This window comes from Mesorhizobium sp. WSM4306, assembly GCF_007003975.1.
In the GTDB taxonomy this organism is placed as follows: domain Bacteria; phylum Pseudomonadota; class Alphaproteobacteria; order Rhizobiales; family Rhizobiaceae; genus Mesorhizobium.
In genome coordinates, this window is record NZ_VFTC01000046.1 from 1 (window position 1) to 25,672 (window position 25,672).

The following is a 25,672-nucleotide window of genomic DNA, read 5'->3' on the forward strand; positions in this document are numbered from 1 at the left end:
AGGTCCGGGCGGCCGCCCGGACCTTGGCTCAATCGCTTTATTCCCACGAAATCTCTCCCGTGTAGATACAAGGTGGCTCGGCGAAGCCGAGACGGAGTGGGGGGGCCTGGCGCTGACCTAACCCAAGAAATCCCAGTTTGGGCGACCGTGGCCGGCGCCCAAAAGCCGGGGCCGGCATTGATCCCTCACGCCGGCTCCGGCCCCTCTTTAGACATCAAAAACACCAGCACCATCCACACGCGCCCACCGGGCGCGGGCGGCTGCCTGCACCCAAAATTTGGAGCCAGATCATGACCCCCAACGACCACATCGCGAAGCTTCACCGGCTCGCGTCAAAATACCACCTCAAGGACGCCACCCTGCTAGCCGGCCGCCTGCTTCTGTCCGTCATCTTCCTGCATGAGGGCATTACGCTCGCCACCCATTTCGATGGCGCTGCAAAGGTCATGGCCGCCCAAGGCGTCGGCCTGCCGCTGTTCACAGCCACCATCGCGCTGCAGCTCGGGGCAGGGCTCGCAATCGCATCAGGCCTGCTCACCCGCCTCGGCGCCATCGGCCTTGGCCTGTTTTGCCTGGCAACGGCCACATTGTTCCACACCAACCTCGCCAGCCAGAACGAGCTGCTGCACTTCGAAAAGGATCTGGCCATCGCCGGCGGCATGTTCGTGCTGGCCATCGCAGGCGCCGGCGCCTTCTCGCTGGACCGGCTGGTGACGCTCCACCTGCAGCAGCGCCAGCGCGACAAGGAGATGGTGGCCGCACTGCTGGCGGCGGAGAACGACGTGACGATGACACTGCCGGTTTGAGGCAGGCAAGGCGAGGGTGAAGTCATCCTGCACCGTCGCGTTCCACGGCGCCCCCCTCTGCCCTGCCGGGCATCTCCCCCACAAGGAGGGAGATTGGCCGTCACCTCGGCCGTCGCCAACCTCCAACGTCACAGAAACTGGCGAGGCGCCGAAGATGCTAATCTCCCCACAAGTGGGGGAGATGGCCGGCAGGCCAGAGGGGGCGCCGTAGCGCGCCGCCTTTTCCGTTAGCTCCACCGATCGATCACGCAAATTTTTTGGATCGTTCGCACCGGCACGGCGTTGTTCCCTGACACCAAGGAGGAACGACGATGGGTGACGAACGGCACGAGAAGATCCAGAAGCGCGCTTACCAGATCTGGGAGCGCGAAGGCAGTGGTGATCCCGAGCATCACTGGCACCGGGCCGAGGCCGAAATCGACCGCGAAGCCGCTTTGCCGCTGACGGCCGACGACGCGCTGCCGCAAACCCGTGAGATCGCCAGCACCGACGTCCTGACGGTCGAGGAACTGGCTGTGCGCACCGGCATATCGGGCGACGAGGCGCAGGAGCTGATCGACAGGCTTGGCACTGACCGGGCGGCGGTTGAACAGGCGGCGCGGGGGATCAAGGGGAAGGGGCGGCGCACGTCTTGATCGGGGGCCCACGCGCGGGCCGAAAGCTGCTAGGCTTACTTCCGTCAGCGCGGTGTGAGCGCAGGTTTTTCGGTCTAGCAGACACCGCGTGCCGGAACTCATTGGGCGCAGGATTCACGCTGCGTTTTAGTGCCGCGCGCACTCGTTGAGCCGCTGCTGCGCCGGGTGTATCCGTGCTGGCGAGGTCATGGCGAGCCATTGATCACGGGGCCGGATCTACTGCGCGCCTGCGCACTCTGCCAAAACCAGATGGCGAGCGAACCAGATCGCCCACGGATCTGTGTCTCCACAGGTCCTCTTAAAACACCGGATTTGAACAACGCGCAGTCGCGACCAGCGACATCAAGCATTTCGTCACTCACCGCCACTTCGGCATTCTGGCCGGCAGCGATCTCCATCAAGCGACTTGCAACGTTGACGGTGTCGCCGATGGCCGCGATGTGCTGATGCCCTTCGCCGCCTAGTCGAGAGGCCACGATTGTTCCATGATGAGCTCCAATCTTGAAGCCGATCCGGGATGCGGTCGACGCAGGCAACGAGGCAAGCCAATCGTTGGTGCGACTGGAGAGCCCGACACAACAGCGGGCAGCATTGAAGGCGTCGTCTGTCGCCGGTTCCGGCAGACCGAACAGGATCATGGCGCCGTCACCCATGAAACTCGTGACAACGCCACCACAGCTTGTCACTTCTTCGTCAACCATCGCGTGAAAATTGTTCAGGAGTTCGCGTGTGGCGCTCAGCCCAAATGTTTCACTCAGTCCGGTGAAGCCGGACAGGTCGATGAACAGGATGGCGGCTTCTGTCCGGACGGGTTCCGAGAGGAAGTCGCCATGCTTGGCGAGCCATTCCCCCAGTCCTGGGGCTTCAACGCGTTGAAGCAATTGGCTCTGCGTGGCGAAATATTGGGCCCGGCTCCTGCCCAGCCAAAGCTGCGCGGCCCCAAACAGGATTGCCGGCGGAACGGCAGCGATCATCGGCAGCGCGGCGCTCAGCCAGATATGGTGCAGGAAAGCGGTGATGTTGACCACGAACCAGATCAGGACCACGCCGGCGACCGCCGCGAGGCCGATGGCGTTTCGGCGCCACGCTAACAGGCCGACAAGAAGCATGGGCAGCGCCACTGCAAAGCCCGCGTCTGCAAGGCGAACGTTCTGGTCGCGCACGATTCCGTCGCCGGCAATCAGATGGGCAATCGCCGTCGACATGACCTCGACGCCGGGCAGTATGGGATCGAATGGTGTCGGGAAGACATCGCCGGTGCCGGTCGCGGTCGCTCCTATCAAGACAATTCGACCCCGGATAGCCCCAGGATCGAATTGGCCCTCCAGCACGGTCGCGGCGCTGATCGTGCGGATCGTGCCGCGCGGGCCATAGAATGTCAGAGGCAGGATGTGACCAATGTCCGTACGGATCGACCGTCCGTCCAGCGATACATCATCGGGTGCAATTCCAGGGTCCTCTCCCGCCGCCATAGCGGCAACACGCAAGGAGAAGGACGCTTGCAACTGATCTCCGGCCCGAAACAGCAACGGCACGAACCGGGGCGTTCCCGTCCTATCGGTGGCCACGTTCACGACGCCGACAGCGGCGGCATCCGAAAACGCTTTCCGGGGCCACAGAAACCGCTCGGCATTCGGCACGCGGGCGAGGGGTCCTTCACCCACGGCCAGCGCCCATTGTTTGCCTCCGGGGTAGATCGCCGCTGCAGCGATTACGCTTCTACTCCTCCTCAGCGAATGCGCGAGCGCCTCGTCAGTGTCTTTTGCCCCGGGGTCGACCAGCAGCAGGTCGAGCGCAATGGCTTTCGGCCCGAGCGGCTCTATCGTATCGATGATTCGGGCAAGCGTGGCGCGGCTGAGGGGATAGCTGCCCTCGCGCCGTACCGTTTCATCGTCTATTGCGACAATGGTGATCAGCTCCGGCGGCTTTGCCGTTCCTCGAACAAGCGTTCGAAGATCGGTCATCGTTGCCTCGACGCGATCGAGAAACCAGAAATTGCCGTGCCAGTGCGCGAAGCCCAGACCGGCGCCCCAAAGACCCGCCAGAATGAGCGCGATCAGTGTCGGAAGCCCTCGTCGGCTCATTGCAAGCTCACTGGGCAAGCTCACTGGCCGAAACGGGCCAGCAATGCGGAGACCCGCTTGGCGGGCCAGCGCTTGACGATGAGTTTGCCTGTCCCGGCCTCGACGTCCACGCCATCGCCCGGTGCGAGAACCACGACGGCGGTGGATGCCGGTCTTTGCACGGCGACGCGACCTCTCAGGACGAAAACAGACGTCTTGCCATTGCCAACGTCGACTGCCCATTTTGTGCCTCGCACCGCGGCGATCGCCTGCGGGGTGATAACCGCGAAGCCACCCTGGACCGCGCCGGCCGGAGCATCGAGCAGCAGCGCTTTGCGTCGCAACCTGACCGCGTCGGGACTGCCGTTTCGATCGCGATCCTCCAGCGTAAATCGAGCGCCACCTTCCACAATGACGGCAAGGCCTTCTCGACATCTCAGAATCTGTCGAGACGTGCCCGCCACAGGCTCGAACGCACACCCTGCATCCTGCGCATGGGCGGCATCCACCCAGAAGACACCGGCAAAGAGAACCACCAGGCTACGGAAAAATCGGTCCCTTGCGCTCATCAACGTCTCCTCGCTTTTTGCGAAACTCTACGGCAGGAAAATCTTCTGCCGTCAGCTTGCCGCATGTTTGGCGGTATGTTTACGAGCCGGCACTTGCAGCCGCGTTGGCTTGAGGGATGCCGACCGGCAATCTTAACACGACAAGCTGCTCCGGCGTTAAGTATGTACGGCATGGCGGATCGCGTTCGGCGGGCAGGCAAGGTGAGGGAGGCGCCCTTTGAACCAGGTCCTGGAGGCTGCTCGGCCGCTATCGTGCCTTTGCAAGGTTGGCAGAAAGCATGGCGCGGCTGTCAGGAAAGGCGCTCCCCTAGTTCGAGAACGCTCCACCGTTAACCTTTCATTAACCATACCACCGCTAGCGTTTACCTCTCAGTAAGGAATCGCCCGCCGTGACCTTTGCCGCTCCCCTCGAGGCCAAATCCATTCGCTTTCGCGCCCGCTCCTTCGTCGCTTTCACGCTGACGCCGGAGGCGCCTCTGGATGTTTGGCTGGAGAGCCTGGATCGCTGGATCGGCAATTCGCCCGGCTATTTTGCCGGCCGCCCGGTGGTGCTCGACCTGAACGTGCTGAAGCCCGATGTCGTCGCCATCGAAGCGCTGATCGGCGTGCTCGGCCAGCGCGGCATCCGCGTCTATGCCATCGAACTCGACGGCGGCGCCGAGCTTGGCGCGCATCTGCCGCCGGTGCTGGTCGGCGCCAAGGAGGCGACCACCGACGGGCTGCTGCAGCCGAGCCGCAAGGCGGGCAGGGCGGAGGAGGCTGCTACGTCGGGCGACAAGCCGGCCGCTGATCTCAAGGCGGCAAGCGATTTGAAGGCGGATCTGAAGTCGGCGAACGAGGCCAGGCCGCTGCCGCAGGACGCCAAGGCCCCGGACGCCGGCACGTTGATGATCCGCTCGCCGATCCGTTCGGGGCAGCTCATCTTCCATCCGCATGGCGATGTCATTGTGCTGGGCTCCGTCGCCTCCGGCTCCGAGATCGTCGCCACGGGCTCCATCCATGTCTATGGCACGTTGCGCGGCCGCGCTTCGGCGGGCGCTCAAGGCAACACGGCCGCGCGCGTCTTCTGCCGCAGGAACGAGGCCGAGCTTCTGTCCGTGGATGGCTGGTATTGCACCGCCGAGGAGATGGACCCGTCAGTCCGGGGCAAGCCTGTGCAGGCATTTCTCGACAACGGCATGCTGCGCATCGCCCCTTTCAGCTAATGCGGCGGGCTCGCGCCCGTCCAACGAATAACGAACAACAACGGAGGCTTTATTGATGGGCAAGGTAGTGGTGGTCACCTCGGGCAAGGGGGGCGTCGGCAAGACGACCTCGACCGCGGCTCTGGGGGCGGCGGTCGCCAAGACCGGCAAGAAGGTGGCGCTGGTCGACTTCGATGTCGGCTTGCGCAACCTCGATTTGATCATGGGCGCCGAGCGGCGCGTCGTGTTCGACCTCGTCAACGTCATCCAGGGCTCGGCAAAGCTGTCGCAGGCGCTGATCCGCGACAAGCGGGTCGAGACTTTGTTCCTGCTGCCGGCCTCGCAGACGCGCGACAAGGATGCGCTGACCGAGGAGGGTGTGGCCGAGGTCATCGGCAAGCTGCGCTCGGTTTTCGACTACGTCTTCTGCGACAGCCCGGCCGGCATCGAGCGCGGCGCCCAGCTCGCCATGCGCTTTGCCGACGAGGCGGTCATCGTCACCAACCCGGAGGTGTCGTCGGTGCGCGATTCCGATCGCATCATCGGCCTGCTCGACGCCCGCACCTTGCGCGCCGAACAGGGCGAGCAGATCGCCAAGCATGTGCTGGTCACGCGCTACGATGCGGCGCGCGCGGCTCGCGGCGAAATGCTGTCGATCGACGACGTGCTGGAGATCCTCTCGACGCCGCTGCTCGGTATCATCCCGGAAAGCCAGGATGTGCTGCGCGCCTCCAACCTCGGTTCGCCGGTGACATTGTCGGAGCCGCTCAATGCCGCCGCCAAGGCTTACATCGATGCGGCAAAGCGGCTCGAGGGCGAACAGCTGCCGGTCATCGTGCCCTTCGAACGCAAGGGCTTCCTCGACCGTCTGCTGGGAAGGAGGGCGGCATGAACCTGCTCGACATCTTCAAGCGGCGCACCAGCGCGCCGGTGGCGCGCGAACGGCTGCAAGTGCTGCTCGCCTATGAGCGCCGCAACCGCAGCCAGCCCGACCTCGTCTCCATCCTGCGCGAGGAGATCATGGCGGTGATCGCCAAGCACGTGCAGATCGACCAGGATTACCTGCAAGTCTCGATGGACCGCGGCGAGACCATGTCGACGCTGGAGATCGACATCCAGATCCCGAACAAGAGCCCGGTGCCGCTGGCGATGGCTGGGTGAGAGGCTGAAGCCTTTCCTCGCCCCCGCAAAGCGGGGGAGAGGTGGCCGCGAAGCGGACGGAGAGGGGGCCTGCGGCGTTGGCGGGTTCCCTCTGAATTCGTTCAAGGCCACGCCATTCCCCCTCTCCGTCGCGGCTTCGCCGCGCCACCTCTCCCCCACCTTCGTGGGGGGCGAGGAACCTAAACCCATCAACGTCCCCCCAAAAAACATTCAACCAAACGGTTGACTATCCAAAAGCCGGCATCTATATTCAACTACATGGTTGAATTAGAGACGCCCCAGATGGATCAGGTTTTTCACGCCCTTAGCGACGCCACGCGCCGCAACATGCTCAACAGCCTCGCCGGCGGCGAGCGCACGGTGAGCCAGCTGGCCGAACCCTTTGCCATGTCGCTGGCCGCCGCCTCCAAGCACATCAAGGCGCTGGAGCATGCCGGGCTGATCCGGCGCGAAGTGCGAGGCCGCACCCATGTCTGCCGCCTCGAGGCCCGCCCGCTGGCCACCGCCTATGAGTGGCTCGCCCAATACTCGCGGTTCTGGAATAGCCGCCTCGATGTCCTCGAACAGCTTTTGCGCGAGGAGGCACGGAAGACGCCGACAGCGCAGACGACGCCGGCAAAGCCAGAATCATCCAAGCCAGAATCATCCAGGCCGACATCGCCCAGGCCAGCATCATCCGAGGGAGAAGACCAATGAACCAGATGAACAGCTTCGACGGCTACGCTGAGTTGATCCAGCCGGCCACTTTGAGGATCGAACGGCTTTTGCCCGGAACCAGGGAGCGCGTCTGGGAATATCTGACGAAGAGCGATCTGCGCCGCCAGTGGCTGGCGGCCGGCGATATGGACATGGAGGAAGGCTCTTCCTTCGAGCTGGTCTGGCGCAACGACGAACTGACCGACCCGCCAGGCCAAAGGCCGGCCAGCTTCGCTGGCGGTGAGCAGAGGATGCACAACCAGATCGTCGAATGCGATCCGCCGCGCAAGCTCACCATCACCTGGAACGGCAGCGGCAATGTCACGTTCGAATTGACGCAGCGCGGCGACGACGTCCTGCTCACCCTGGTCCACCGCCGCCTGCCCAACCGCTCGAGCCTGATGATGCATGCCGCCGGCTGGCACATGCATCTCGACATCCTGGCCGCCCGCGTGACGGGCGAAAAGCCGGAACCGTTCTGGAACGGCTGGAGCCGCCTCATGACGGAATACGACCAGCGCCTGCCAGCCTGACCTGACCTAACGCATCGTCCGGTCCAACCGGGCGGAGCGTCATCCACCCCCTTGCGCCGGATGCCGGCGCAAGGGCCGGCGAAACACGCGCCTTCGCCAGCCATCGAGGCGCACACGCAAACAGATGAAACCAAGCGACGTGCTTGCATCCCGCAAGCCTGAAGGAGGAAGTCATGCGTAAATTGATCACCGGAATGAAGATCTCCATCGACGGCAAGATGGAGGGACCCGAAGGCTTTGCCGACTGGGTCGACAACTGGTCGGAGGAATACGGCCTGATGCCTGAGATCGATGCCTGCCTACTCGGCGGGGTCATGTATGCCGGCTACGAGCGCTACTGGAGCGCGATCCTAGAGAACGAGCCGGACCAGCCGCTGCCGATGACCAGCAAGCTGGTCGACCCGGCTGAACTCGAATGGGCCCGCTTTGCCGCGAAAACCCCGCATTATGTGCTGTCCAACACCATGACTTCGGCAGCCTGGGCCTCGACGCGCTTCCTGCGCAGCCTCGACGACATCGCCGCACTCAAGCAGCAGCCCGGCAAGGACATCTACCTCATGGGCGGCGCCCGCATCACCGCCAGCCTCATCGAGGCCGGGCTGGTCGATGAAATGCGGCTCATTGTCTATCCGCTGCTCGCCGGCGACGGCAAGGCGCTGTTTGGCACCGTGCACGCCCGGCACAAGCTGGAACTGCGCAAGGCCGAGGCGCTTTCGGAGGGGCGGGTGAGCCTGGTGTATGGGCTAGCGAACTAGCCGCTTTTCCTCTCCCCCGTCGATCGGGGGAGAGGTGGCGCCGCGAAGCGGCGACGGAGTGGGGGAAGGCGCTCATGAAACCCACGGTCGCCGCAAAATAGGAACGACGAAGCGAGCGCGAAATCTCCGGCAAGCAGGCAATCGGCGGATGTGATGGACGGTCGACCCCCACTCCGTCGAGCTTCGCTCGACACCTGCCGGGGCGAGCCACGGGTCTCGCCCGTCCTTCGGACCCCCCGATCGACGGGGGAGAGGAAATAGCGCCGCGTATACCTTGCCCTATCAACAGGCTGCCCGTGCCACACGACAGGCTGGCCCGTTCTCTCTGTCCCGAACCTGCGCCGCAGCTGGCCGCGTCGTAGCGGGGAGAGAACCAAATTGACGTCAACGCCAATCGCCGCTCCCGAAGCGAAAGCCTTGCCGATTGGCGCGCTGCTTGGCGCCATGGTGTCGATCCAGATCGGCGCCACCTTCGCCAAGGGCCTGTTTCCGCTGATCGGCGCCAACGGCACCACGGCGCTGCGCCTGGTCGTCGGCGCGCTGATGCTGGCGGTGGTGCTGAGACCCTGGCGGGTGCGGCCGTCGCGCGCCATACTGCCCTGGCTCATCGCCTATGGTGTGAACCTCGCGGCGCTGAACCTTTTGTTTTATGCAGCGCTCGCCAGAATCCCGCTCGGCGTCGCGGTGGCGCTCCAATTCTCCGGCCCGCTTTTGGTGGCGACGCTGTCGTCGCGGCGCGCCACTGATTTCGTGTGGGTAGCGCTGGCCGTCGCCGGCATCGTTCTGTTGTCGCCCTTCATCCATTCCGGCAGCGCGCTCGACCCGATCGGTGTGATGCTGGCGCTTGCCGCCGGTGGCTGCTGGGCGCTCTACATCGTCTTTGCGCAAAAAGCGGGCGCCGAGCTCGGCAGCCGGACAACCGCGTACGGACTGATCATCGCCGCCGTGATCGCCCTGCCGTTCGGCATCGCCGAGGCCGGTTCCGGCCTGGTCGTACCCGCGATCCTGGTCAGCGCGCTGCTGGTCGGGCTGTTCTCCAGCGCCTTGCCATTCTGGCTGGAGATGGTGGCGCTGACCCGCATGCCGGCCAGGCTCTACGGCACGCTGACCTGCCTGGAGCCGGCGCTCGGCGCGCTGGCCGGCTTCCTGTTCCTGCATGAAATCCTGAGCCCGCTGCAATGCGCGGGCATCACCGCCGTGGTCGTTGCCGCCTTCGGCGCCGCGCTGACGACGAAGCCGCCTGTGCCGTCGCCGGAATAGTTGCCGGTCGGCACAAATGAACTGCTCTCCGAAAATCGGTATATCTGGCAGTCGGACGGGGAGCGGACATGTCGATTGCGCGAACAGCGGCGATCCAAATGGTTTTGTCGACAGGGCGCTGGCCGAACACGGCCTGTCGCGCCGCGTCGCGCTGACGGTCCCCAACTTCATGTTCGGACTGGCGGTGCTTGCGCAAACCGACCTGATCTCGGCCTATCCGCGCCGGTTCCTCGCCATGCATGGCGGCCGTTTCGGCGTCGTCGGTATCGATGCGCCCATCCGGTTCGGCCATTTCAACATCAACAGCATCGTGCCGAAAGTCGCGTTGATGGATGCGGGTCTGGCTTGGCTGGTCGGCCTGCCCAAACAGACATGATGCAACTATAGATTGCAATATATAAGACCTAAGTCTGACAATTTTACGAAAAAGGTCTGTATTTGCCGAGACAAGGGTCGTAAGCCGCTTTCGCAAGGACGTCGATTTGTGGATGGTGTTCTGGTAACAAACGCCATTCCGGTTGTGGACAGATCGGATTGGTCTTCGCTGACCATCAGGGGAAGAACAGATAACGCGTTTGCGCCAACTCTGCTGGCTTGCCTTGCGGGCGTCAATGACGCTCGCCCTGACCCTTGTGCCCTATCACCTCAGCTTTGACGGCGCCGCCAAGATTGCCGCCAGCAATGCCTTCGCCAAGGATGGCGGCGGTGGCGGCAACAGCGGTGGCAACGGCAACAGCGGTGGAAACGGTAACAGCAGCAGCGGCGGTAACGGCAAGGGCAAGGGCAATTCCGGCGCCGGCAAGGCCGGCCACGTGAATTCTGTAACCGGCGACCAGGTCGAGGTCGACGCCACCGGCATCACGGTCACCCATCCTAACGGCATGAAGGAACGGATCCAGAATGGCCGGTTCACGATGAAGGATGCGCTCGACCGCACCATAATCGAGCGAGCGGCGACCCCCGCCGATGTGGCACGTTTGAAAAGTTTGTAAGGCTGGAGCAATTCCAGGAAAAGTGTGAGCGCTTTCCCTGGGGAATTGCGTAAAAACAAAGAGATAGAGCGGTTCGCCGTTTCCGTGAAACGGTCAAGCGCTTTAGCCGCTTTCGCGCGAATGTGTTTTTGCCTCAGTGCATGGCGCGGTGCGGTCCGTGCTCCGCGCGTCAACTCGCGCGCTCCCGCGCCTCGCGCATCAGCAGCGCCGCCTCGGTGCGGTTGCGGACATTGAGCTTGGCCAGAACCCGCGTCATGTGATGCTTGACCGTCTTCTCCTGCAGCGAAAGCCGTGCGGCAACTTCCTTGTTGCTCAAGCCTTCCGCCACCAGGCTCAGGATATCGGCTTCGCGGCCGGTGAGCTGCTGGATGGGATCGGCCTTGCGGTTTGACGGCTGCAACAGGTCCGACAGAAGCCGGGCCGACAGTGTCGGCGAGACATAGCTTTCGCCGGCCGCGACATCGCTGAGGATTTCGGCCAGGGCCTTCGAACCGACGCCTTTCAGCACATAGCCGCGCGCGCCGGCATTGAGCGCCTGGGCAACGTCGGCATTGGCTTCCGACACGGTCAGCATGACGACCTTCTGGCCGGGGTGCCCGGCCATGATGTTTGCCGCGGCGGCGAGCCCGCCGCCCGGCATGCTGATGTCGAGCAGCACGATGTCGGGGTGCAAGGCCGCGACCAGCCTTTCGGCATCCTCGGCGCTGGCGCCTTCGCCGACCACTTCGAAGCCGCCGATCTCGCCGAGGCTGCGCGCTACGCCCTCGCGAAACAGCGGATGGTCGTCGACAATGGCAATGCGGATGGCGTGGGTCACGATTGCTCCTCAATGGACAATGTTATCACCAGTCGTGTGCCTTGTGGGCCAGATACGGTTTCAAACCGGCCGCCGATGCTCTCGATACGCTCCCTGAGACCGGCAAGCCCAAGGCCCTCGCTTCTTGCCGGGTCGAATCCGGGACCGCCGTCGAGCACCTCGACGGTCAGCTTGCCGCCTTTCATTGCCGCCTTCACCGCCTGATCCCTGCCTTTTCCGTGGCGATAGGCGTTGTTCAAGCCTTCCTGGACAAAACGATAGATGCTGATCTTCTCGGAAGGGCCGGGTTCGCGCAAGCGCTTTGGCAGCGTCAGCGAAACCGAGGTTCCGGTCCGCCGTTGGTGTTCGGCGACCGCCAGCCGCAATATGTCGAGCACCGCCGCCGTCTCGATCTGCGGCAGGACGAGACCGTTACAGATGCCGCGTATCTCGCGGATCGCTTCGTCAAGCGTTTTGTGAATGTCGGCGATCTCGGCTTCGCGCAGCGCGGTGGAGGCGCCGGGATCAAGCAAGATCGGGCTGTCCATCCTGAGTGCCGCCAGCGCCACGAGCTGCGCCGGCCCGTCGTGAAGATCGGCGCCGATGCGCCTGAGGTAGCGTTCGTTGAGCGCGGCGGCGCGGCGCGAGGCGTGCTGCACGCGCTCGCGCAGCGATGAATTCTGCGACAGCAGCGCGCGCAATTCCGCGATCTTTGCCTCGAGCGCCGCCCGCTGGGTTTGGATGGTGCGGCTGCCGCGAAAGACGATGCCCGACAACAGCGCCAATGCTGCCGCGGTGGCGCCGGCCACCACCAGCCAGCTCTGCCACAGGGCGACGTTCAGCGTCGACTCGAAGCCGTCGGCAACCTCGTAGAACTCCGAAACGGCGACGACTTCGCCCGACCAGGGTTCGCGTACCGGATTGTAGATTTCCAGCAGCGGTCCAGCCTCAGTCTTTTTCTCGTCTCGGCTCTCGGCATCGTCGTCGAGGTCGTTGTACTCGGCCACGACATTGCCGCTGAAGGCGGCGACCAGGTTGGCGTTCGGCTCGAACACCTTGCCGATCAGCGTCGTATCCTTGGCGTAGAGGATCGTGCCGTCGCGCCGCCACAGCTTGAACGACGCCAGCCGCTTGCCGAGTGCACCCTGGTCGAGCGTCTCGTCGAGCGCCCGCTTGACGGTATCGTCGAGCTCGTGGCTTTTGCGCATGTCGGGCAACAGCGGCGCTATCACGCTGTCGACATAGAGCGCCGTGGTCGCGGCGGAATTGCGCATGACGCCTTGCCGGATCTGCGAGGTCACCCATACGCCGACCACCAGCATCACCACCAGCAGCCCGATACCGCCGGCAACGAGGAACTGCAGGGCCAGCGACAGTCTGCCCCAACGCTGCAAGAACTTTCCCAGGAAAACCCCAAGCAATCGCACGTCCTGCCTTTTCTCGACCCAAGCCTGTTCTCGACCCAAGCCTGTTATAGAGGCAGTGCAGCTTTTGCGACATTGCCCGTGCAAGATTTTGGCCGGTGCGAGATTCTGGCCGCCGCGGTTCGACATCGGCAGCACCGCGGCGCCGGGGATCTTAAAGGGCCGGCGGAGCCGGACAGGCGGGCAGTCGCCGACATCTGCACGGGTTTCATTGCCGTCCCGCCCGGGCGTCGTGCGAGATCTGACCGACCACCAGCTGAAAAAGCTCGCCTCGCGAGGAGACCTGCAATTTGCGGTAGATATTGTTCATGTGGATTTTCAGCGTGCCTTTCGAAATGCCGAGATCGACCGCGATCTGTCCGTTCGGCCTGTTTTCGGCGGCGAGCCGAGCGATCTCCATCTCGCGCATGGTCAGAAGCGTTGAAAGCTTCTGCCATCTGATCCGCCGGGAGGCTTCGCTTTCGACAGCGTCACCGACGATCTCGGCGGGCAACCAGCGTCCGCCCGCGGCCACCTGATGGATACATTTGGCCAGCGTCTCGACCGTGGCTTCCTTGAACACGATACCGGCGACGCCCGCCATCACGGCATCATAAAGCTCGGCGTTGGAAGCGGTTGCTGTCAGAAGCACGCAGCGCGTCGCGAGCCCCAGCCTGCCGATTTCGGCGGCGATTTCGGGCCCGCTCAGCCCCGGCATGCGCACATCGAGCACCGCGACATCCGGCACCTCCTGCCGGATCATCGCCAGCGCGCTCCTGCCGTCCAGCGCCGACCCGACAACCAGGAAACCGGGATCGCGGGCAATCAGGTCGCCCAGCCCGTGCAGCAGCAGCGGATGGTCATCCGCGATGAATACTGTGGTGACCATATTCAGTTCCCCTTATGCCTGCCGGGGGCGGCGTGAACGGCAGCAGCGGCCAGCCAACAAAGCGCCATGCTGGAGCGGCGCCGTTTTTTTCGTCCGCCTGACACGACAATCGACCATGCTCAATCATGAACAGTATTTCCTGCTCAAGTCAAAGCGTTACGGCCTTGAGCCTTACGGTCAGACTTGGCGTTGCAGTACCTATGCCTGCACGCCTCTTGGCCGAGACGATCCCCGAAACGCAGCTCGTACCGCCGCATATGAAAGCCATACCGGCAGCATTGTGCTTCCGAGAAGAATTAGCAAATACGTAATCAACCTGGACGTGCTGCCGACAGCAAGCAACCTGGCAGCGGACTGAAAGCAGACGCGATGACGCCGCTCCATTACCGGCCTGTCGCCTGATGAGACCACGGAATTGCTCCAGCAATTTCGCGCGGATAAGTAAAATCCGAGAAATTTAGAAACAATTCGGCGTATGTCAAAGAGATTTACTTGGGTGAAACAGCGACTTACCGGCGTTGAATTTATGTTTGCATCTATAACCACGGTTATATGGACGCACCAATTGCAACCTGCATAATATGGTTAGGGGAATATTAATGCTCAGGCGGTCGACGTAGATCGCGCGAGCTTGGGGTGTAGGGCGTGAGGGTGGCTGTCAGTCCGACGGCGGATCGATTCTGCCATCCGGGGGAGTTGTGTCTGGCGAATGGGGTAGTCACCTCGCCGGGCGTTCCCTCTTCAACGCCGCTTATGTCACCAACGGTTCATTGCCGGCGATGCCGCGTTCCGCGGGCGCGCCCGGCCTGCAATAGGTCTGGTCTGGGGTAGTCAGCCGCCTTGTGCGGCCAACAAGAGAGCGCGCTTGCCAGCGCAAGGGAGTTAACAAAATGACCGATACCGTAGTAGATCTCACTGGTGCAACCACTTCGGAAACATTGACCGACGGCACTGTTTTTACAGCCGAGCCACAAGGCGACGCCGGTACGGGCAACTACGACACCTTCCTTGTACTTGGTGCGAAGGGCACGGAAAGTGGCTTCAACACCGATGGCAATCCGCTACCGCTGGATGACAAGCAGCCGGCGCACACGAACGCGCTTCTGCTGAGCGACATGCAGGTGGTGACCCTGGACGGTCACGACTATTATGTGTTCAAGCTCGACGCCAACGAGCCGAACAGTGACACCGGGGTAATATCCCTTACGTCGTTGCGGATCTATTCGGCGGATGACCCAGAGATTACCGATCTTTCGGTGCTTCAGACTCAACAACTTCTTTACAATGTTGACGGGAACGCTACGGACGGAGATGTAACTGTTAAGGTGAATGCCGGCAACAATGCGCCGGCAGGGAGCGGACAAGGCGATCTGTTCGTCTATGTCCCCACCAGTTTCTTCACCGGTGCAAACGGTGACTATGTCTATCTATATTCGGCCTTCGGCAATACCAGCGATGCCAATGCGAACGGTGGGTTTGAGGAATGGGGCGTTATCACTTCCACCGGTGTTGACAACGCTCCAGCCATCGCCGTCGACAAGACCGTCGATCCGGCCGAGATCGACGAAGGCGAGGCGACGACCGTCACCTACACCTACAAGGTGACAAACACGAGTGCGGACGGAGCCACCGATCCGCTGACGCTGACCTCACTGATCGATGACAATGCGACGCCGGCAAATCCCGCCGACGACATCAACCTGCTCAACGGCTTCGTGGCCAACAGCTCACATGGCACCCACTATGTGTCCGGCGACACCGACAACGACTACCTTGTCGACAGCACCGAGACCTGGGTTTTCACGGCCGACGTCAACATCGACGCACACAATGCCGGCAGCATCGTCAACACGGTCGTGGTGCATGGCCATGACGACGACAGCACCGACGATGTGACCGACAGCGACGACGCGACGGTGACGGTAAAGGATGTGGCGCCGTCGATCGCCGTCGACAAAACAGCCGACCCGACCTCGATTGACGAGGGCGCGTCCGGCGACGTCACCTACACCTACAAGGTGACGAACACGAGCCCGGCGGGCGCGCTCGACCCGCTGACGCTGACTTCGCTGGTCGATGACAATGCAACGCCAGGCGATGCCACTGACGACATCGATCTGCTTGATGGCTTCGTGGCGGGCAGCGATCACGGCAGCCACTACGTGTCGGGCGACGCCGACGACGACTATTTGGTCGATAGCGATGAGACCTGGACATTCACCGCGACCGTCGGCATCGACGCACACAATGCCGGCAGCATCGTCAACACGGTCGTGGTGCATGGCCATGACGACGACAGCACCGACGATGTGACCGACAGCGACGACGCGACGGTGACCGTGAAGGATGTGGCGCCGTCGATCGCCATCGACAAGACCGTCGATGGAGACCACGACGGCATCTTCCACTCTTCGGAAACGACGCAGTCTGGACCGCAGAACGTCACCTATCACTATGCAATAACCAACACGAGCCCGGCGGGCGCGCTCGATCCGTTGACGCTGACCTCGCTGGTCGATGACAACGGCACGGCGAATGCCGGTGACGACATCAACCTGCTCAGTGGCTTCGTGGCCAACAGCTCGCACGGCACCCACTATGTGTCCGGCGACACCGACAACGACTACTTGGTCGACAGCAACGAGACCTGGACTTTCGAAGCGACCACCGCCATCAACTTATTGCCAGGTGGGGCCAGCAAAACCAATCTGGTGACTGTCGCGGCTCACGACGATGACAGCCTGAATTCGGTCACCGCTCAGGACACCGCCACCGTAACCTCGTTCGACGGCCCCGGGGTGCGCACGCCCGGGTTCTGGACCAATCTCGGCAAGTCGTTCTGGGATGGTGTTGACGGCGTCGGCAAGACCGGTCCGAACTTTGCTGACCACGAACTGCGCTACGTTGTCGACGCCAATAACGACAAAACGCTGGATCCCGGTAAACCAGGCCTTCTGATCGGCGACTACGACAAGGACGGAATTACCGATCCTGACGAAGACACGTTCTTCATTTCCTATGCCGATGCGCTCAAGGTGATCGATGCATCCGCCAAGGACCAGCAGGATACGCGCTTCGTTCTTGCCCGCGATGCGGTAGCCACCTGGCTCAACTACCTCGCCGGCAATCCGATCGGCGACGCTACCGATCCCAACAGCCCCCATAAATATCTCGACCAGGCAATCGACTGGCTGCAGGTGACGAATGGCGGGACATCTTCCTCTCAATTCGAGGATTGGGGTGGCGGAAGCGCGGTAAAGGCGAACACCGCAGCCTGGAGCACCGGGCTGGACGCTGAATCTGCCACTGCGGGGTCCGAGCTTGCCGGCAACCTCATCCACCAGGAACTCGATTTCTACAACAACACCGGAATGACTTTCGAAGGGGCGATTTTGCACATCTACGCCAATGATGGCGGCTGATGCCAGGAAGCGTTCCGCATGACACTGCTGGCCAGATTTCTGAAGCTCATCCTCGCCACCGGCGTGTTTGTGCTCGCATTTGGCGAAGTGCAGTTGGTGGTGTCGGAAATCAGCGCGCGCTGGGCGGTTCTTGGCGGAACGCTCGGCGCGCTGCTTTTGCTCTACATCTGGAGGTCTTCTCGCCGTGAGCCTGCCATGACTCCACCCTCGGTTCGCCTGGCCGACGGCAAGCCACAGCCGGGGAGGGCAAAGCGGCCGGCAGCGGGACCCGCGACGCCCGAACTCGCTGCCGCACTTGCCGCCTGCCGTTCAGCCTTCGCCGCGGTCGCGCTGTTCAGCGGCGTGCTCAACGTGCTGATGCTCGCCGGATCGATCTACATGCTCGAAGTCTACGACCGCGTGCTGCCGAGCCGCAGCATGCCGACCCTGATCGGCCTCAGCGTGCTCGTCGTCATCCTTTACGCCGGGCAGGGCGTGCTCGATCTCGTGCGCGGCCGCATTATGGTGCGCATCGGCGGCGCCCTCGACGAGGCGCTCGGCACCCGCGTTTACTCCAGCGTCCTCAAGCTGCCGCTCAAGGTCGGGCGGAACGGCGACAGCATGCAGTCAGTGCGAGACCTCGACAGCGTGCGTGCCTTCCTGTCGGGCAGCGGCCCGACCGCTTTGTTCGATCTGCCGTGGCTGCCGCTCTATCTGGCCGTCATCTTCATGTTCCACGTGCTTCTCGGCCTGACTGCCCTGGTCGGCGCGATCGTGCTCGTCTTTTTGACCGTCTTTGCCGAGCGGCTGACACGCAAGCCGGTTACCTCCGGCACCCAGACTGGCATCATCCGCAACGGCCTGACGTCCACCGGCAACCGCAACGCGGAAGTGATCGCGGCTCTTGGCATGGGCGGCAGAATGATCAAGCGATGGGAAGACGCCAACCGCGACTATCTTGCCGAGCAGCGGCGTGTCAGCGATATCGCCGGCGGCTTCGGCGCCGTGTCCAAGGTGCTGCGTATGCTGCTGCAATCGGCCATGCTCGGCGTCGGTGCCTGGCTGGTGATCGAGCAGCAGGCGACCGCGGGCATCATCATCACCGCCTCGATCCTGAGCGGCCGCGCGCTGGCCCCCGTCGACCTGGTCATCGCCAACTGGAAAGGCTTCCTGACGGCGCGGCAAGGCTGGCGGCGGCTGACCAGGATTCTCGCAGCGGTGCCGGCCGACGCCGATCCGATGGCGATGCCGGTCCCAAGCCGCCACGTGTTCATGCAGGGCGTCAGCGTCGCGGCTCCCGGCACACAGCGCCCGCTGGTGCATGACGCCAGCTTTGCCCTTGAGGCGGGACACGCCGTCGGCGTCATCGGCCAGAGCGGTTCGGGCAAGTCGACGCTGGTCAGGGCGCTCGTCGGGGCCTGGGAGCCCGCTGCCGGCAGGATCCGCCTCGACGGCGCCGACCTCGACCAGTGGTCGGCGGAGGATCGCGGCCGCTTCATCGGTTATCTGCCGCAGGATGTGGAGCTGTTTGCCGGCACGGTCGCCGAGAACATCGCGCGTTTCGAGCCCGATGCCGATCCCGCATCGATCATTGCCGCGGCCAATGCCGCCGGCGCGCATGATCTCATCGTCGGTTTCCGCGACGGTTACGAAACCCAGATCGGCGAGCTCGGCGAAGCCGTGTCGGCCGGCCAGCGCCAGCGCATCGCGCTGGCCCGTGCGCTCTATCGCGATCCTTTCCTGGTGGTGCTCGATGAGCCGAATTCAAACCTCGATGCCGAAGGTGAGAAGGCGCTGCTGCAGGCGATCATGGGGGTGCGGGAGCGCGGCGGCATCGTCGTGCTGGTGGCACACCGGCCGAGCGCGCTCGCCACGGTCGATTTCATCCTCGCCATGAACCAGGGCCGCGTCCAGGCTTTCGGCCTCAAGGACGACGTTTTGGCCAAGCTGTTCCCGCGGCCGCAGCCATCGGTGGTCGCCGTGCCACGTCTCAGGCTCGCCACCGAAGAGCCGACGCCCGGGGCGGTGGCGGCAGGCGAATGAAGGCAGGAACGATGCTGAGCTCCTCCCACCAATCCATTCGACGCTATATGCGTTTCGGCCTCGTCGCGGTCGCGCTGCTGGTTGGCGGTGTCGGCGGCTGGGCATCGCTGACCCGCATTTCCGGAGCGGTCATCGCCACCGGGGTCCTCGTCGTCGATTCCCACGTCAAGGACGTGCAGCATTCGACCGGAGGCATCGTCGGCGAGATCGCCGTGCGCGACGGCGACCGCGTCAAGCGCGGTGCGCTGCTCGTGCGCCTCGATCCCACCATGCCGGCAGCCAACCTTGCCGTGGTGACCAAGGCGCTCGACCAGCTGTCGGCACGCGAGGCGCGCCTCGAAGCCGAGCGCCAGGGCGCCGACGCCATCGCCTTTCCAAAGGACCTGCTCGATCGCCGCGATGATCCGGCGATCGCCGAGATCATGGCCGGCGAGCTACAGGTTTTCGAGACAAGGCGTGCGGGCCGTTCCGGCCAGAAGAGCCAGTTGCAGGAGCGCATCCTCCAGCTGCAGAAGGAAATCGTGGGGAACACGGGCCAGGCAGACGCCAAGTCGAAAGAAATCACGCTCGTCGAGGAGGAATTGGCCAGCATACGGGAGCTGTGGAAAAAGCGGCTGATTTCCATCGACCGCCTGACGGCCATGGAGCGCGAGTCGGCACGGCTCGACGGCGAGCGCAGCCAGCTGATCGCGGCCCAGGCGCAGGCCCAGGGCAAGATTGCCGAGATCAATTTGCAGATCCTCCAGATCGATCTCGAACTCGGCACCGAGGTCAACAAGGATTTGCGCGAGATCGACGCCAAGGTCGGCGAACTGACGGAGCGCAAGATCGCCGCCGAGGACCAACTCAGACGCATCGACATCCGAGCGCCGCAGGACGGCGTCGTGCAGCAGTCCATTGCCCACACAATCGGCGGCGTCATCACCCCTGGCCAGACGATCATGCAGATCGTGCCCGACAGCGACAGCCTGGCCGTCGAGGCCAGGATCGCGCCGAGCGACATCGACCAGCTCTGGGTCGGCCAGCCGGCCGCACTGCGCTTCTCGGCCTTCAACCAGCGCACCACGCCGCAGATCAACGGCACGGTCGAGCGCACCTCGCCGGACACGACCACCGACCAGCGCACCGGCATCAGCTACTACACCGTGCGCATCGCGACCACGAGCGCGGAAGTGGCTCGCCTTGGCGAGATCAAGCTGGTTCCGGGCATGCCGGTCGAATCCTTCATCAAGACCGCCGACCGAACCGTGATTTCCTACCTCGTCAAGCCGCTGCAAGACCAGATCAACCGCGCCTTCAGGGAGTGAGGCCCCAAGGCGTGCCAAAAGGGGGGCGTGCCAAAATGCTCCTGCCGTTCCTGCGTTGGCCAATGCATCGCCGCTATGGCAGGTCGGGCAGGTTGAGATGGCTGGCCTTGCTGGCCCCATTCATCCTGCTGTTCGGCTACATCGTCTACGGCTTCCTGGGCGTTCGGTTCGACTCGCCCTGGGCCGTGCTCAGGCACCTTGCGGCATTTCCGAACTGTAGCGCTGCCCGTGCCGTCGGCCTGGCCCCTGCGCATTTGGGAGAACCGGGCTACTGGCCGACGCACGACGCCGACCATGACGGCATCGCTTGCGAGTCGTGGAATGGGGCAAATGCAAGCGGCGTCAAGGTGCATCGCTATTGGCGCACCGGCCGATAGGTCTCACAGCTCCTTTTCCGCTAGTTCGCGGAAGGCGTCGGGGACCGAGCGTCGGGCTTCCAGCGCCACCGCGCCATAACCGACGGCCTCTCTGCCAAAGCGCTGGCGGATCTTGTCGATGGCACGGTCGGCGCCAAAGCGCGCCAGGCCCTTTTTGCTGCCGGGCCGCTGCTTCTCGTCATCGAGGCCGAGCGGCAGTTCGAGCTGCATCTCGGCACTTTCTTCCAGCTGCGACACCGAGATCGCCAGCAGCGAGATGGTCTTCTCCCGAGGGTTGGCGGCCAGCACGCCGCGCACCAGCTCCTCGGCGATTTCGGCCAGCATCGCCGTCGCCGAAATCGGCTGGTCGAGTGTCACCGAGCGCGTGACCGCGTGCAGATCGGCGAAACGCACCCGCACCGTCACCGTGCGGCCGGGTCGCGATTTTGCCCTGAGCCGGCTGGCGACCCGGTCTGCCAGATGCAGAAGAACAGGTCCGAACACATGGGCCTCGACCGGCCGCTTGCCGAGCGCCGACTGCGCGCCGGCCGAATGCGCCCGCCGGTGCGTGTCGAGTTTTCGCGGATCGCGGTTCCACGCCAGCGATGCCAGCTTCTCGCCTGCAGCGGGGCCGAGCAGCCGGCGCAACGCGCCGCTGTGGGTCTTGGCCAACTGGCCGATGGTCTCGATGCCGATCTCGGCCAGCCGCGCTTTGGTCGCCGGGCCGACGCCCCACATCAACCCGACCGGCAGGTCGTGCAGGAAGGCGAGCTCCGTTGCCGGATCGACCACCACCAGTCCGTCGGGTTTCGCCACTTGCGAGGCGATCTTGGCCAGGTGCTTGGTGCGCGCCACGCCGACCGAGATCGGCAGGCCGAGTTCGGCCCGTACACGCCGCCGCACCCTGGCGGCGATCTCGGCCGCCGACCCGAACAGATGCGTGCAGCCGGCGACATCGGCAAAGGCCTCGTCGATCGAGATGCGCTCGACCAGCGGCGTGAAATCGTCGAGCACTTTGATCGCGGCGTCGCCCAGCCTCTGGTACTCGCCGAAATTTCCGCCGACAAAGATCAACTGCGGGCAAAGCTCCCGCGCACGCCGCCCCGGCATCCCGCCGCGCACACCAAAAACCCTGGCCTCGTAGGATGCGGCCAGCACGACACCGCCGCCGACGGCAATCGGCTTGCCCCTGAGCGACGGGTCGAGCAGCTGCTCGACCGAGGCATAGAAGGCATCGAGATCCGCATGCAGGATGGTGGGTTCCATCCCGGCCGTTCCTTTAGGCGTCGCAGCATTAGCCGCGTCTGTTGCTAGGGGTGGTTTTGACAAACAAATAGAGAACAAACAGGGTCTGCTGTCAAGCGAGGCACTTACCTCCCAGTGAACTGGCTGGAGAACCGGCCGTCGATTGATCCGCCTTGCCGCTGGCGCAGGGAACATTGTCTCTCGCCCCCGCGTTCATTGTCTCGATGGGACACTGTTTCGTGGAGGCCGGTATGGGCCAGTTCGAAATGATCGACCTCGTCAGCGTCGTTGACGCTTGCGCGAGCGATCGCGCTGCCGGGCACTGCGTGTCTATGGCCAAGGCCGTGGAAGAGTTGCGGGTGCTGACCGGTGATTTTGTGTCGCCGGACGAGGCAGTCGCCAACGCACTGTCGGCGGTGGCGCTGGGACGCGGCTGCGCCGTGCTGTTCGACGAACAGCCGGGTGCCGATATCCTGCTGATGCCATAGGCTCAAATGCCGCAAGCGCTTGAAAGGGCCGTCCTTCCCGGGCGGCCCAATCAACCATCGGCGGTGCTCCGAACGCCTGCGTTCTGGCGCTCGATCCCTCCGCCTCGGCGGCTCTACCGGAAGCTCGATCATCATGTTGATGGCTGCCTGGTGATGTCGAATCCGGTATTCGACGCCTGCTCGTTAAGTTACGCGACGACGGTCATGGTTCCGCTGGCGTCGACCTAAGTATCACAGCCAATTGGGCCTAAGGTCTGATCAGTATAGGGGCGTCAGTCGCGCAAAGGGCCGAATCGGCTCTGTGGTTTCCATATTTATCTTATATTTCAATCGGTTACAGAAATGTCTCCAGCCTTTTTCAAGCCGATCATCGCGTATCGCAACCACATTTATCTAAAGTTTACCCCATGGAATTAGCAAATTCTCATATGGCGCTGCTATAGCGAGTCGGCGGAGGTGGGCTATCCCCCGAGGAGGTATCATGACATCCCGAAAAACTCTTTTGGCGGCGCTTGCCGCGTTTGCGCTCCTGGCCTCTCCGGCCCTGGCTGGTGCTGGTGGTAATGGTGGTGGCAACGGTGGTGGCCACGGCCATGGTGGTGGCAATGGCGGCGGCAATGGCGGCGGCAACGGCAATGGCGGCGGCAAATCCGGCAACAGCGCTACGCATGGCAAATCGGCAGCGGCTCATGCCGGCAAGAAGGCCTCGACCGACGACCAGGCTGTCGATGACGTCGAAGTCGCCGCGACGCCCAAGGAAAAGAATATCCACGCCAAGCTTGGCCGGCTGAACTCGCTGCAACGCAACATCAACGCCTATATGAACTCCAAGAGCAAGAAGTTCGCCGGCGTTCAGGCTTATGTGACGGCGTCGGCAGTTGCCAAGAACGCCCAAGCCGCGCTTGATGAGGCAAATGCTGCGGTGACGGAAGCCCAGAAGGCGGTGACGGACCAGCAGGCGCTGTTCGACGCGGCGAACGCCATTACGCCTCCAACGCCCGCGGAGCAGGCGGCCCAGGACGCAACGATGGCGGATCTGGAAGCCGCGGTCACGGATGCTGAGACAGCAGCTGCCGCGGCCCAGACGGCGGCCGACACCGCCACTGCCGACATCCCATCGCTCGATGACGCACTCGCCGATATGGCCAACAAGCCGGTCGACGCCGAGGTTACCGACTGGGCCAACGGCGTGCTTGCCGACAAGATCGACCAGATGGCCGCCACGCTAGCTCCTCCGGCAACGCCGTAAAGTCGATCGCGGCTAAAACGGCCAATCGAATGACCAAGCCGCCGGGGTTCGCCCCGGCGGCTTTTTTGACGGGCCGGCGGAACTGCCGGTCCTTGGGGAAAAGCGTTGCTAACCCAAGTACGGCATGGAAAATCTTCGCTCCCGAGTGTAGCCTTCAATGCCGAGTAAACGGCATCGGGGGATAACGACATGCCTAGGGTTTCAGAGCTCTTTTTCAAAACCGCCATCGTGTTCCTCGTACTGGGGATCGCGGCTGGCCTGCAAATGGCGATCTCAGGCGATCACAGCGCTTTTCCGGCGCATGCGCACATCAACCTGCTGGGCTGGGTGACCAGCGCCATCTTCGGCGGCTACTACGCGCTCAATCCACAAAAGGCGGCACGCCGCATCGCCATGATCCACTACTGGCTCTATACGGTTGGCGTGGTGATCATGCTGCCCGCCCTCTACGTGATGTTGCAGGGAAATCCGGCGATTGAGCCTGTCGTTGCCGGCGGCTCGCTGATCGTCGCCGCTGCCGTTCTGGTTTTTGCTTTCGTGGTGTTCTCAGCCGAAACCGCGCGTTCGGCCGCAGCCGTACCGTCTGCCTCTCGCTGACTGTTCGATAAGGCGATCGCAGTCCGGCCCTCATCGCCAACAGCGACGGGGGTTGGTTTGGTTTGATGGCCGCAGCCGGTGGTTGCGGCGCCTGTCGAGGCCTTGGGCTGCCGGCCCTCCCGTATTATTTCGTGACCATTTGGCGCTGGAACCTTCCCAAGTACCGCGCGTTGCCGCGACTGTATTCGTGCTGCCTTATAAATAGGCAGCAATGGGTACAGCCAAGCGGGCAGAGGGCAAAACCAAGCATGGGTTGGGGGAGGAGCACGACACCATGTCGAAAAGAGAAATCGGGGCGTCCGCCTCACTGGGCCGACGCGTTGCCGATCTGAAGGCCAGGATGCGAAATGCCAGGATTACCGAATACGAGATGCAGACATTCCAGAAGGTCGCAGCCATCATGGGAGATAGCGAAGGCTCCCTACGCATCGATGCCGACGACCTGATCGCGGCGTCCTTCGTCACCGAGGCGCTGGGCGATTCCGCATCGAACTGAAGGTCCGGTCGCGCGCCCGTCGGCACTCAAGCGCCGACGGTTGCCCGGCGCCGGCTCGCAGGTAGCCGTCGGAGCGTGCGCGTAGCACACGCTCAGCGTCAGGCGATTGCTTGTGCGCGCTCTGAAGAGGTCGGGGAGCGATCTCAATGGCGCTTGAAATACTGGACTTCGCGTTCGTGTTTCTCGGCCGCCTCGCGGCTGTCGAAGGTGCCGAGGTTGCGTCGTCGTCCGGTCTTTTCATCGACCTTGCGCGAATAGAGGCGGTATTTCCCTGATTTGAGTTTTCTGATCATCGGTCTCTCCCTGATCACCAGAGCGCCGCTGAAGCCAAACCGCCAGGGCGCACTGGCGTGCCGAACGAAGGGGCTCGGCCGCAGCCGGACCCTTCGAAAATATCAGTCGCGATGCTCCGGCATCGCCTTGAGCTGGTCTTTGGTCCAGCTGGTCACGGCGTGGACGTCGCCATCCTCGTCGCGCATGAAGTCCAGCTGGCTGGTGGTGACAGCAACCGGCTTGGCGCCGATACCAAGAAAGCCGCCGACGTCGATGACGACCTGACTGCCATGCAGATGATCGACAGAACCGATCTTCTCATCGTCAGGACCATAGATGGTCGCGCCTTCGAGTATGTCGGGCGTCAGTTCCGTGCTGGCAAGTCGTGCGTGATTGGTGTGATCCATGACCTATCTCCTCTAGGTTTGGGACAATTTCCTAACCAGCGAACAGGCGAAGAGTTCCGGTAAAGACT

28 protein-coding genes are annotated in these 25,672 nt (G+C 63.3%); 20 read left to right on the plus strand and 8 right to left on the minus strand.

Translation table 11 applies throughout. The features are described from left to right. The first annotated feature begins 290 nt into the window (after positions 1–290). Both FJV77_RS30660 and FJV77_RS30670 read left to right on the plus strand, forming a co-directional pair. Positions 291–806 carry a DoxX family protein gene (locus tag FJV77_RS30660; RefSeq protein ID WP_142870078.1) on the plus strand — a complete coding sequence of 172 codons (516 nt, stop codon included), beginning with the start codon at positions 291–293 and terminating at the stop codon, positions 804–806. Between the two features lie 311 nt (positions 807–1,117). Continuing rightward, complete coding sequence (locus FJV77_RS30670; RefSeq protein ID WP_142870080.1) at positions 1,118–1,441, plus strand: DUF2934 domain-containing protein; 324 nt, start codon at positions 1,118–1,120, stop codon at positions 1,439–1,441. A 185-nt stretch (positions 1,442–1,626) separates the two neighbouring features. Here FJV77_RS30670 and FJV77_RS30675 read toward each other — a convergent pair whose 3' ends face one another. Together FJV77_RS30675 and FJV77_RS30680 are read right to left on the minus strand one after the other, a co-directional pair. Next, positions 1,627–3,525 (minus strand): adenylate/guanylate cyclase domain-containing protein, encoded by a 1,899-nt coding sequence (locus FJV77_RS30675; RefSeq protein ID WP_142870081.1) that lies wholly within the window; start codon positions 3,523–3,525, stop codon positions 1,627–1,629. Positions 3,526–3,545: 20 nt separating this feature from the next. After that, a complete protein-coding gene (locus tag FJV77_RS30680) occupies positions 3,546–4,073 on the minus strand; it encodes a FecR domain-containing protein (protein ID WP_142870082.1) in 528 nt (175 codons plus the stop codon). Positions 4,074–4,462: 389 nt separating this feature from the next. Between FJV77_RS30680 and minC the strand changes: the two genes are divergently transcribed. The 9 genes from minC (at position 4,463) to FJV77_RS30730 (ending at position 10,654) form a co-directional block, all read left to right on the plus strand. Further along, positions 4,463–5,278, plus strand: coding sequence for a septum site-determining protein MinC (minC, locus tag FJV77_RS30685; protein ID WP_142870083.1), 816 nt, complete (start codon positions 4,463–4,465; stop codon positions 5,276–5,278). 55 nt (positions 5,279–5,333) lie between these two features. Beyond that, positions 5,334–6,149: a septum site-determining protein MinD gene (minD, locus tag FJV77_RS30690; RefSeq protein WP_029869303.1), complete on the plus strand. Its 816-nt coding sequence runs from the start codon at positions 5,334–5,336 to the stop codon at positions 6,147–6,149. Then, complete coding sequence (minE, locus tag FJV77_RS30695) at positions 6,146–6,418, plus strand: cell division topological specificity factor MinE (protein ID WP_112560940.1); 273 nt, start codon at positions 6,146–6,148, stop codon at positions 6,416–6,418. Before minD ends, minE begins: the two co-directional genes overlap by 4 nt. A gap of 258 nt (positions 6,419–6,676) precedes the next feature. Next, the gene (locus FJV77_RS30700) at positions 6,677–7,114 is read left to right on the plus strand and encodes a metalloregulator ArsR/SmtB family transcription factor (protein ID WP_142870084.1); all 438 of its coding nucleotides are present in this window, start codon (positions 6,677–6,679) and stop codon (positions 7,112–7,114) included. Next, a complete protein-coding gene (locus FJV77_RS30705) occupies positions 7,111–7,647 on the plus strand; it encodes an SRPBCC family protein (protein WP_142870085.1) in 537 nt (178 codons plus the stop codon). The genes FJV77_RS30700 and FJV77_RS30705 overlap by 4 nt, the downstream gene beginning before the upstream one ends. Positions 7,648–7,820: 173 nt before the next feature. Then, entirely contained in the window at positions 7,821–8,402 is a 582-nt protein-coding gene (locus FJV77_RS30710; protein WP_142870086.1) for a dihydrofolate reductase family protein, read from the plus strand. 378 nt (positions 8,403–8,780) lie between these two features. Beyond that, a complete protein-coding gene (locus FJV77_RS30720) occupies positions 8,781–9,662 on the plus strand; it encodes a DMT family transporter (protein ID WP_142870087.1) in 882 nt (293 codons plus the stop codon). Between the two features lie 16 nt (positions 9,663–9,678). Next, positions 9,679–10,038: a hypothetical protein gene (locus FJV77_RS30725; protein ID WP_185970484.1), complete on the plus strand. Its 360-nt coding sequence runs from the start codon at positions 9,679–9,681 to the stop codon at positions 10,036–10,038. A 235-nt stretch (positions 10,039–10,273) separates the two neighbouring features. Next, positions 10,274–10,654, plus strand: coding sequence for a hypothetical protein (locus FJV77_RS30730; RefSeq protein WP_142870088.1), 381 nt, complete (start codon positions 10,274–10,276; stop codon positions 10,652–10,654). Between the two features lie 169 nt (positions 10,655–10,823). Here the strand turns inward: FJV77_RS30730 and FJV77_RS30735 are convergent, their stop codons facing one another. From FJV77_RS30735 to FJV77_RS30745, 3 genes are all read right to left on the minus strand, one after another. Then, complete coding sequence (locus FJV77_RS30735) at positions 10,824–11,471, minus strand: response regulator transcription factor (protein ID WP_142870089.1); 648 nt, start codon at positions 11,469–11,471, stop codon at positions 10,824–10,826. Next, complete coding sequence (locus FJV77_RS30740; RefSeq protein ID WP_246691436.1) at positions 11,468–12,844, minus strand: sensor histidine kinase; 1,377 nt, start codon at positions 12,842–12,844, stop codon at positions 11,468–11,470. The genes FJV77_RS30735 and FJV77_RS30740 overlap by 4 nt, the downstream gene beginning before the upstream one ends. A 238-nt stretch (positions 12,845–13,082) precedes the next feature. Next, entirely contained in the window at positions 13,083–13,742 is a 660-nt protein-coding gene (locus tag FJV77_RS30745) for a response regulator transcription factor (protein ID WP_142870090.1), read from the minus strand. 115 nt (positions 13,743–13,857) lie between these two features. Between FJV77_RS30745 and FJV77_RS30750 the strand changes: the two genes are divergently transcribed. From FJV77_RS30750 to FJV77_RS30770, 5 genes are all read left to right on the plus strand, one after another. After that, a complete protein-coding gene (locus FJV77_RS30750) occupies positions 13,858–14,100 on the plus strand; it encodes a hypothetical protein (protein WP_142870091.1) in 243 nt (80 codons plus the stop codon). A 532-nt stretch (positions 14,101–14,632) separates the two neighbouring features. After that, positions 14,633–17,164: a hypothetical protein gene (locus tag FJV77_RS30755; RefSeq protein ID WP_142870092.1), complete on the plus strand. Its 2,532-nt coding sequence runs from the start codon at positions 14,633–14,635 to the stop codon at positions 17,162–17,164. An 18-nt stretch (positions 17,165–17,182) separates the two neighbouring features. Continuing rightward, positions 17,183–19,186: a type I secretion system permease/ATPase gene (locus tag FJV77_RS30760; protein ID WP_246691437.1), complete on the plus strand. Its 2,004-nt coding sequence runs from the start codon at positions 17,183–17,185 to the stop codon at positions 19,184–19,186. Between the two features lie 11 nt (positions 19,187–19,197). Then, positions 19,198–20,493 carry an HlyD family type I secretion periplasmic adaptor subunit gene (locus FJV77_RS30765; RefSeq protein ID WP_246691438.1) on the plus strand — a complete coding sequence of 432 codons (1,296 nt, stop codon included), beginning with the start codon at positions 19,198–19,200 and terminating at the stop codon, positions 20,491–20,493. Between the two features lie 35 nt (positions 20,494–20,528). Beyond that, positions 20,529–20,870, plus strand: coding sequence for an excalibur calcium-binding domain-containing protein (locus FJV77_RS30770; protein WP_142870094.1), 342 nt, complete (start codon positions 20,529–20,531; stop codon positions 20,868–20,870). Between the two features lie 3 nt (positions 20,871–20,873). On the opposite strand, the gene dinB is transcribed toward FJV77_RS30770, so the two are convergent. After that, positions 20,874–22,115 (minus strand): DNA polymerase IV, encoded by a 1,242-nt coding sequence (dinB, locus tag FJV77_RS30775; RefSeq protein ID WP_142870095.1) that lies wholly within the window; start codon positions 22,113–22,115, stop codon positions 20,874–20,876. A gap of 230 nt (positions 22,116–22,345) precedes the next feature. Here dinB and FJV77_RS30780 point away from each other — a divergent pair, with 230 nt between their 5' ends. The 4 genes from FJV77_RS30780 (at position 22,346) to FJV77_RS30795 (ending at position 24,924) form a co-directional block, all read left to right on the plus strand. After that, on the plus strand, positions 22,346–22,582 hold the full coding sequence (locus FJV77_RS30780) for a hypothetical protein (protein WP_142870096.1): 237 nt from the start codon (positions 22,346–22,348) through the stop codon (positions 22,580–22,582). A gap of 481 nt (positions 22,583–23,063) precedes the next feature. Further along, a complete protein-coding gene (locus FJV77_RS30785) occupies positions 23,064–23,831 on the plus strand; it encodes a hypothetical protein (protein ID WP_142870097.1) in 768 nt (255 codons plus the stop codon). A gap of 189 nt (positions 23,832–24,020) precedes the next feature. After that, the gene (locus FJV77_RS30790) at positions 24,021–24,428 is read left to right on the plus strand and encodes a hypothetical protein (RefSeq protein ID WP_142870098.1); all 408 of its coding nucleotides are present in this window, start codon (positions 24,021–24,023) and stop codon (positions 24,426–24,428) included. A 274-nt stretch (positions 24,429–24,702) separates the two neighbouring features. Further along, positions 24,703–24,924, plus strand: coding sequence for a hypothetical protein (locus FJV77_RS30795; RefSeq protein ID WP_142870099.1), 222 nt, complete (start codon positions 24,703–24,705; stop codon positions 24,922–24,924). Between the two features lie 143 nt (positions 24,925–25,067). Here the strand turns inward: FJV77_RS30795 and FJV77_RS30800 are convergent, their stop codons facing one another. Together FJV77_RS30800 and FJV77_RS30805 are read right to left on the minus strand one after the other, a co-directional pair. Continuing rightward, entirely contained in the window at positions 25,068–25,217 is a 150-nt protein-coding gene (locus FJV77_RS30800; protein ID WP_142870100.1) for a hypothetical protein, read from the minus strand. Between the two features lie 102 nt (positions 25,218–25,319). Beyond that, entirely contained in the window at positions 25,320–25,604 is a 285-nt protein-coding gene (locus FJV77_RS30805; protein WP_142870101.1) for a PRC-barrel domain containing protein, read from the minus strand. Positions 25,605–25,672: the final 68 nt, after the last annotated feature.

Excerpts from the sequence above, each read along its gene's own strand:
- FJV77_RS30660 (WP_142870078.1), top strand. The coding sequence starts at position 291 with ATGACCCCCAACGACCACATCGCGAAGCTTCACCGGCTCGCGTCAAAA.
- FJV77_RS30670 (WP_142870080.1), top strand. The coding sequence starts at position 1,118 with ATGGGTGACGAACGGCACGAGAAGATCCAGAAGCGCGCTTACCAGATC.
- FJV77_RS30675 (WP_142870081.1), bottom strand. The coding sequence starts at position 3,525 with ATGAGCCGACGAGGGCTTCCGACACTGATCGCGCTCATTCTGGCGGGT.
- FJV77_RS30680 (WP_142870082.1), bottom strand. The coding sequence starts at position 4,073 with ATGAGCGCAAGGGACCGATTTTTCCGTAGCCTGGTGGTTCTCTTTGCC.
- minD (WP_029869303.1), top strand. The coding sequence starts at position 5,334 with ATGGGCAAGGTAGTGGTGGTCACCTCGGGCAAGGGGGGCGTCGGCAAG.
- minE (WP_112560940.1), top strand. The coding sequence starts at position 6,146 with ATGAACCTGCTCGACATCTTCAAGCGGCGCACCAGCGCGCCGGTGGCG.
- FJV77_RS30700 (WP_142870084.1), top strand. The coding sequence starts at position 6,677 with ATGGTTGAATTAGAGACGCCCCAGATGGATCAGGTTTTTCACGCCCTT.
- FJV77_RS30705 (WP_142870085.1), top strand. The coding sequence starts at position 7,111 with ATGAACCAGATGAACAGCTTCGACGGCTACGCTGAGTTGATCCAGCCG.
- FJV77_RS30710 (WP_142870086.1), top strand. The coding sequence starts at position 7,821 with ATGCGTAAATTGATCACCGGAATGAAGATCTCCATCGACGGCAAGATG.
- FJV77_RS30725 (WP_185970484.1), top strand. The coding sequence starts at position 9,679 with ATGAACTGCTCTCCGAAAATCGGTATATCTGGCAGTCGGACGGGGAGC.
- FJV77_RS30730 (WP_142870088.1), top strand. The coding sequence starts at position 10,274 with ATGACGCTCGCCCTGACCCTTGTGCCCTATCACCTCAGCTTTGACGGC.
- FJV77_RS30745 (WP_142870090.1), bottom strand. The coding sequence starts at position 13,742 with ATGGTCACCACAGTATTCATCGCGGATGACCATCCGCTGCTGCTGCAC.
- FJV77_RS30750 (WP_142870091.1), top strand. The coding sequence starts at position 13,858 with ATGCTCAATCATGAACAGTATTTCCTGCTCAAGTCAAAGCGTTACGGC.
- FJV77_RS30755 (WP_142870092.1), top strand. The coding sequence starts at position 14,633 with ATGACCGATACCGTAGTAGATCTCACTGGTGCAACCACTTCGGAAACA.
- FJV77_RS30760 (WP_246691437.1), top strand. The coding sequence starts at position 17,183 with ATGACACTGCTGGCCAGATTTCTGAAGCTCATCCTCGCCACCGGCGTG.
- FJV77_RS30765 (WP_246691438.1), top strand. The coding sequence starts at position 19,198 with ATGCTGAGCTCCTCCCACCAATCCATTCGACGCTATATGCGTTTCGGC.
- FJV77_RS30770 (WP_142870094.1), top strand. The coding sequence starts at position 20,529 with ATGCTCCTGCCGTTCCTGCGTTGGCCAATGCATCGCCGCTATGGCAGG.
- dinB (WP_142870095.1), bottom strand. The coding sequence starts at position 22,115 with ATGGAACCCACCATCCTGCATGCGGATCTCGATGCCTTCTATGCCTCG.
- FJV77_RS30780 (WP_142870096.1), top strand. The coding sequence starts at position 22,346 with ATGGGCCAGTTCGAAATGATCGACCTCGTCAGCGTCGTTGACGCTTGC.
- FJV77_RS30785 (WP_142870097.1), top strand. The coding sequence starts at position 23,064 with ATGACATCCCGAAAAACTCTTTTGGCGGCGCTTGCCGCGTTTGCGCTC.
- FJV77_RS30790 (WP_142870098.1), top strand. The coding sequence starts at position 24,021 with ATGCCTAGGGTTTCAGAGCTCTTTTTCAAAACCGCCATCGTGTTCCTC.
- FJV77_RS30795 (WP_142870099.1), top strand. The coding sequence starts at position 24,703 with ATGTCGAAAAGAGAAATCGGGGCGTCCGCCTCACTGGGCCGACGCGTT.
- FJV77_RS30800 (WP_142870100.1), bottom strand. The coding sequence starts at position 25,217 with ATGATCAGAAAACTCAAATCAGGGAAATACCGCCTCTATTCGCGCAAG.
- FJV77_RS30805 (WP_142870101.1), bottom strand. The coding sequence starts at position 25,604 with ATGGATCACACCAATCACGCACGACTTGCCAGCACGGAACTGACGCCC.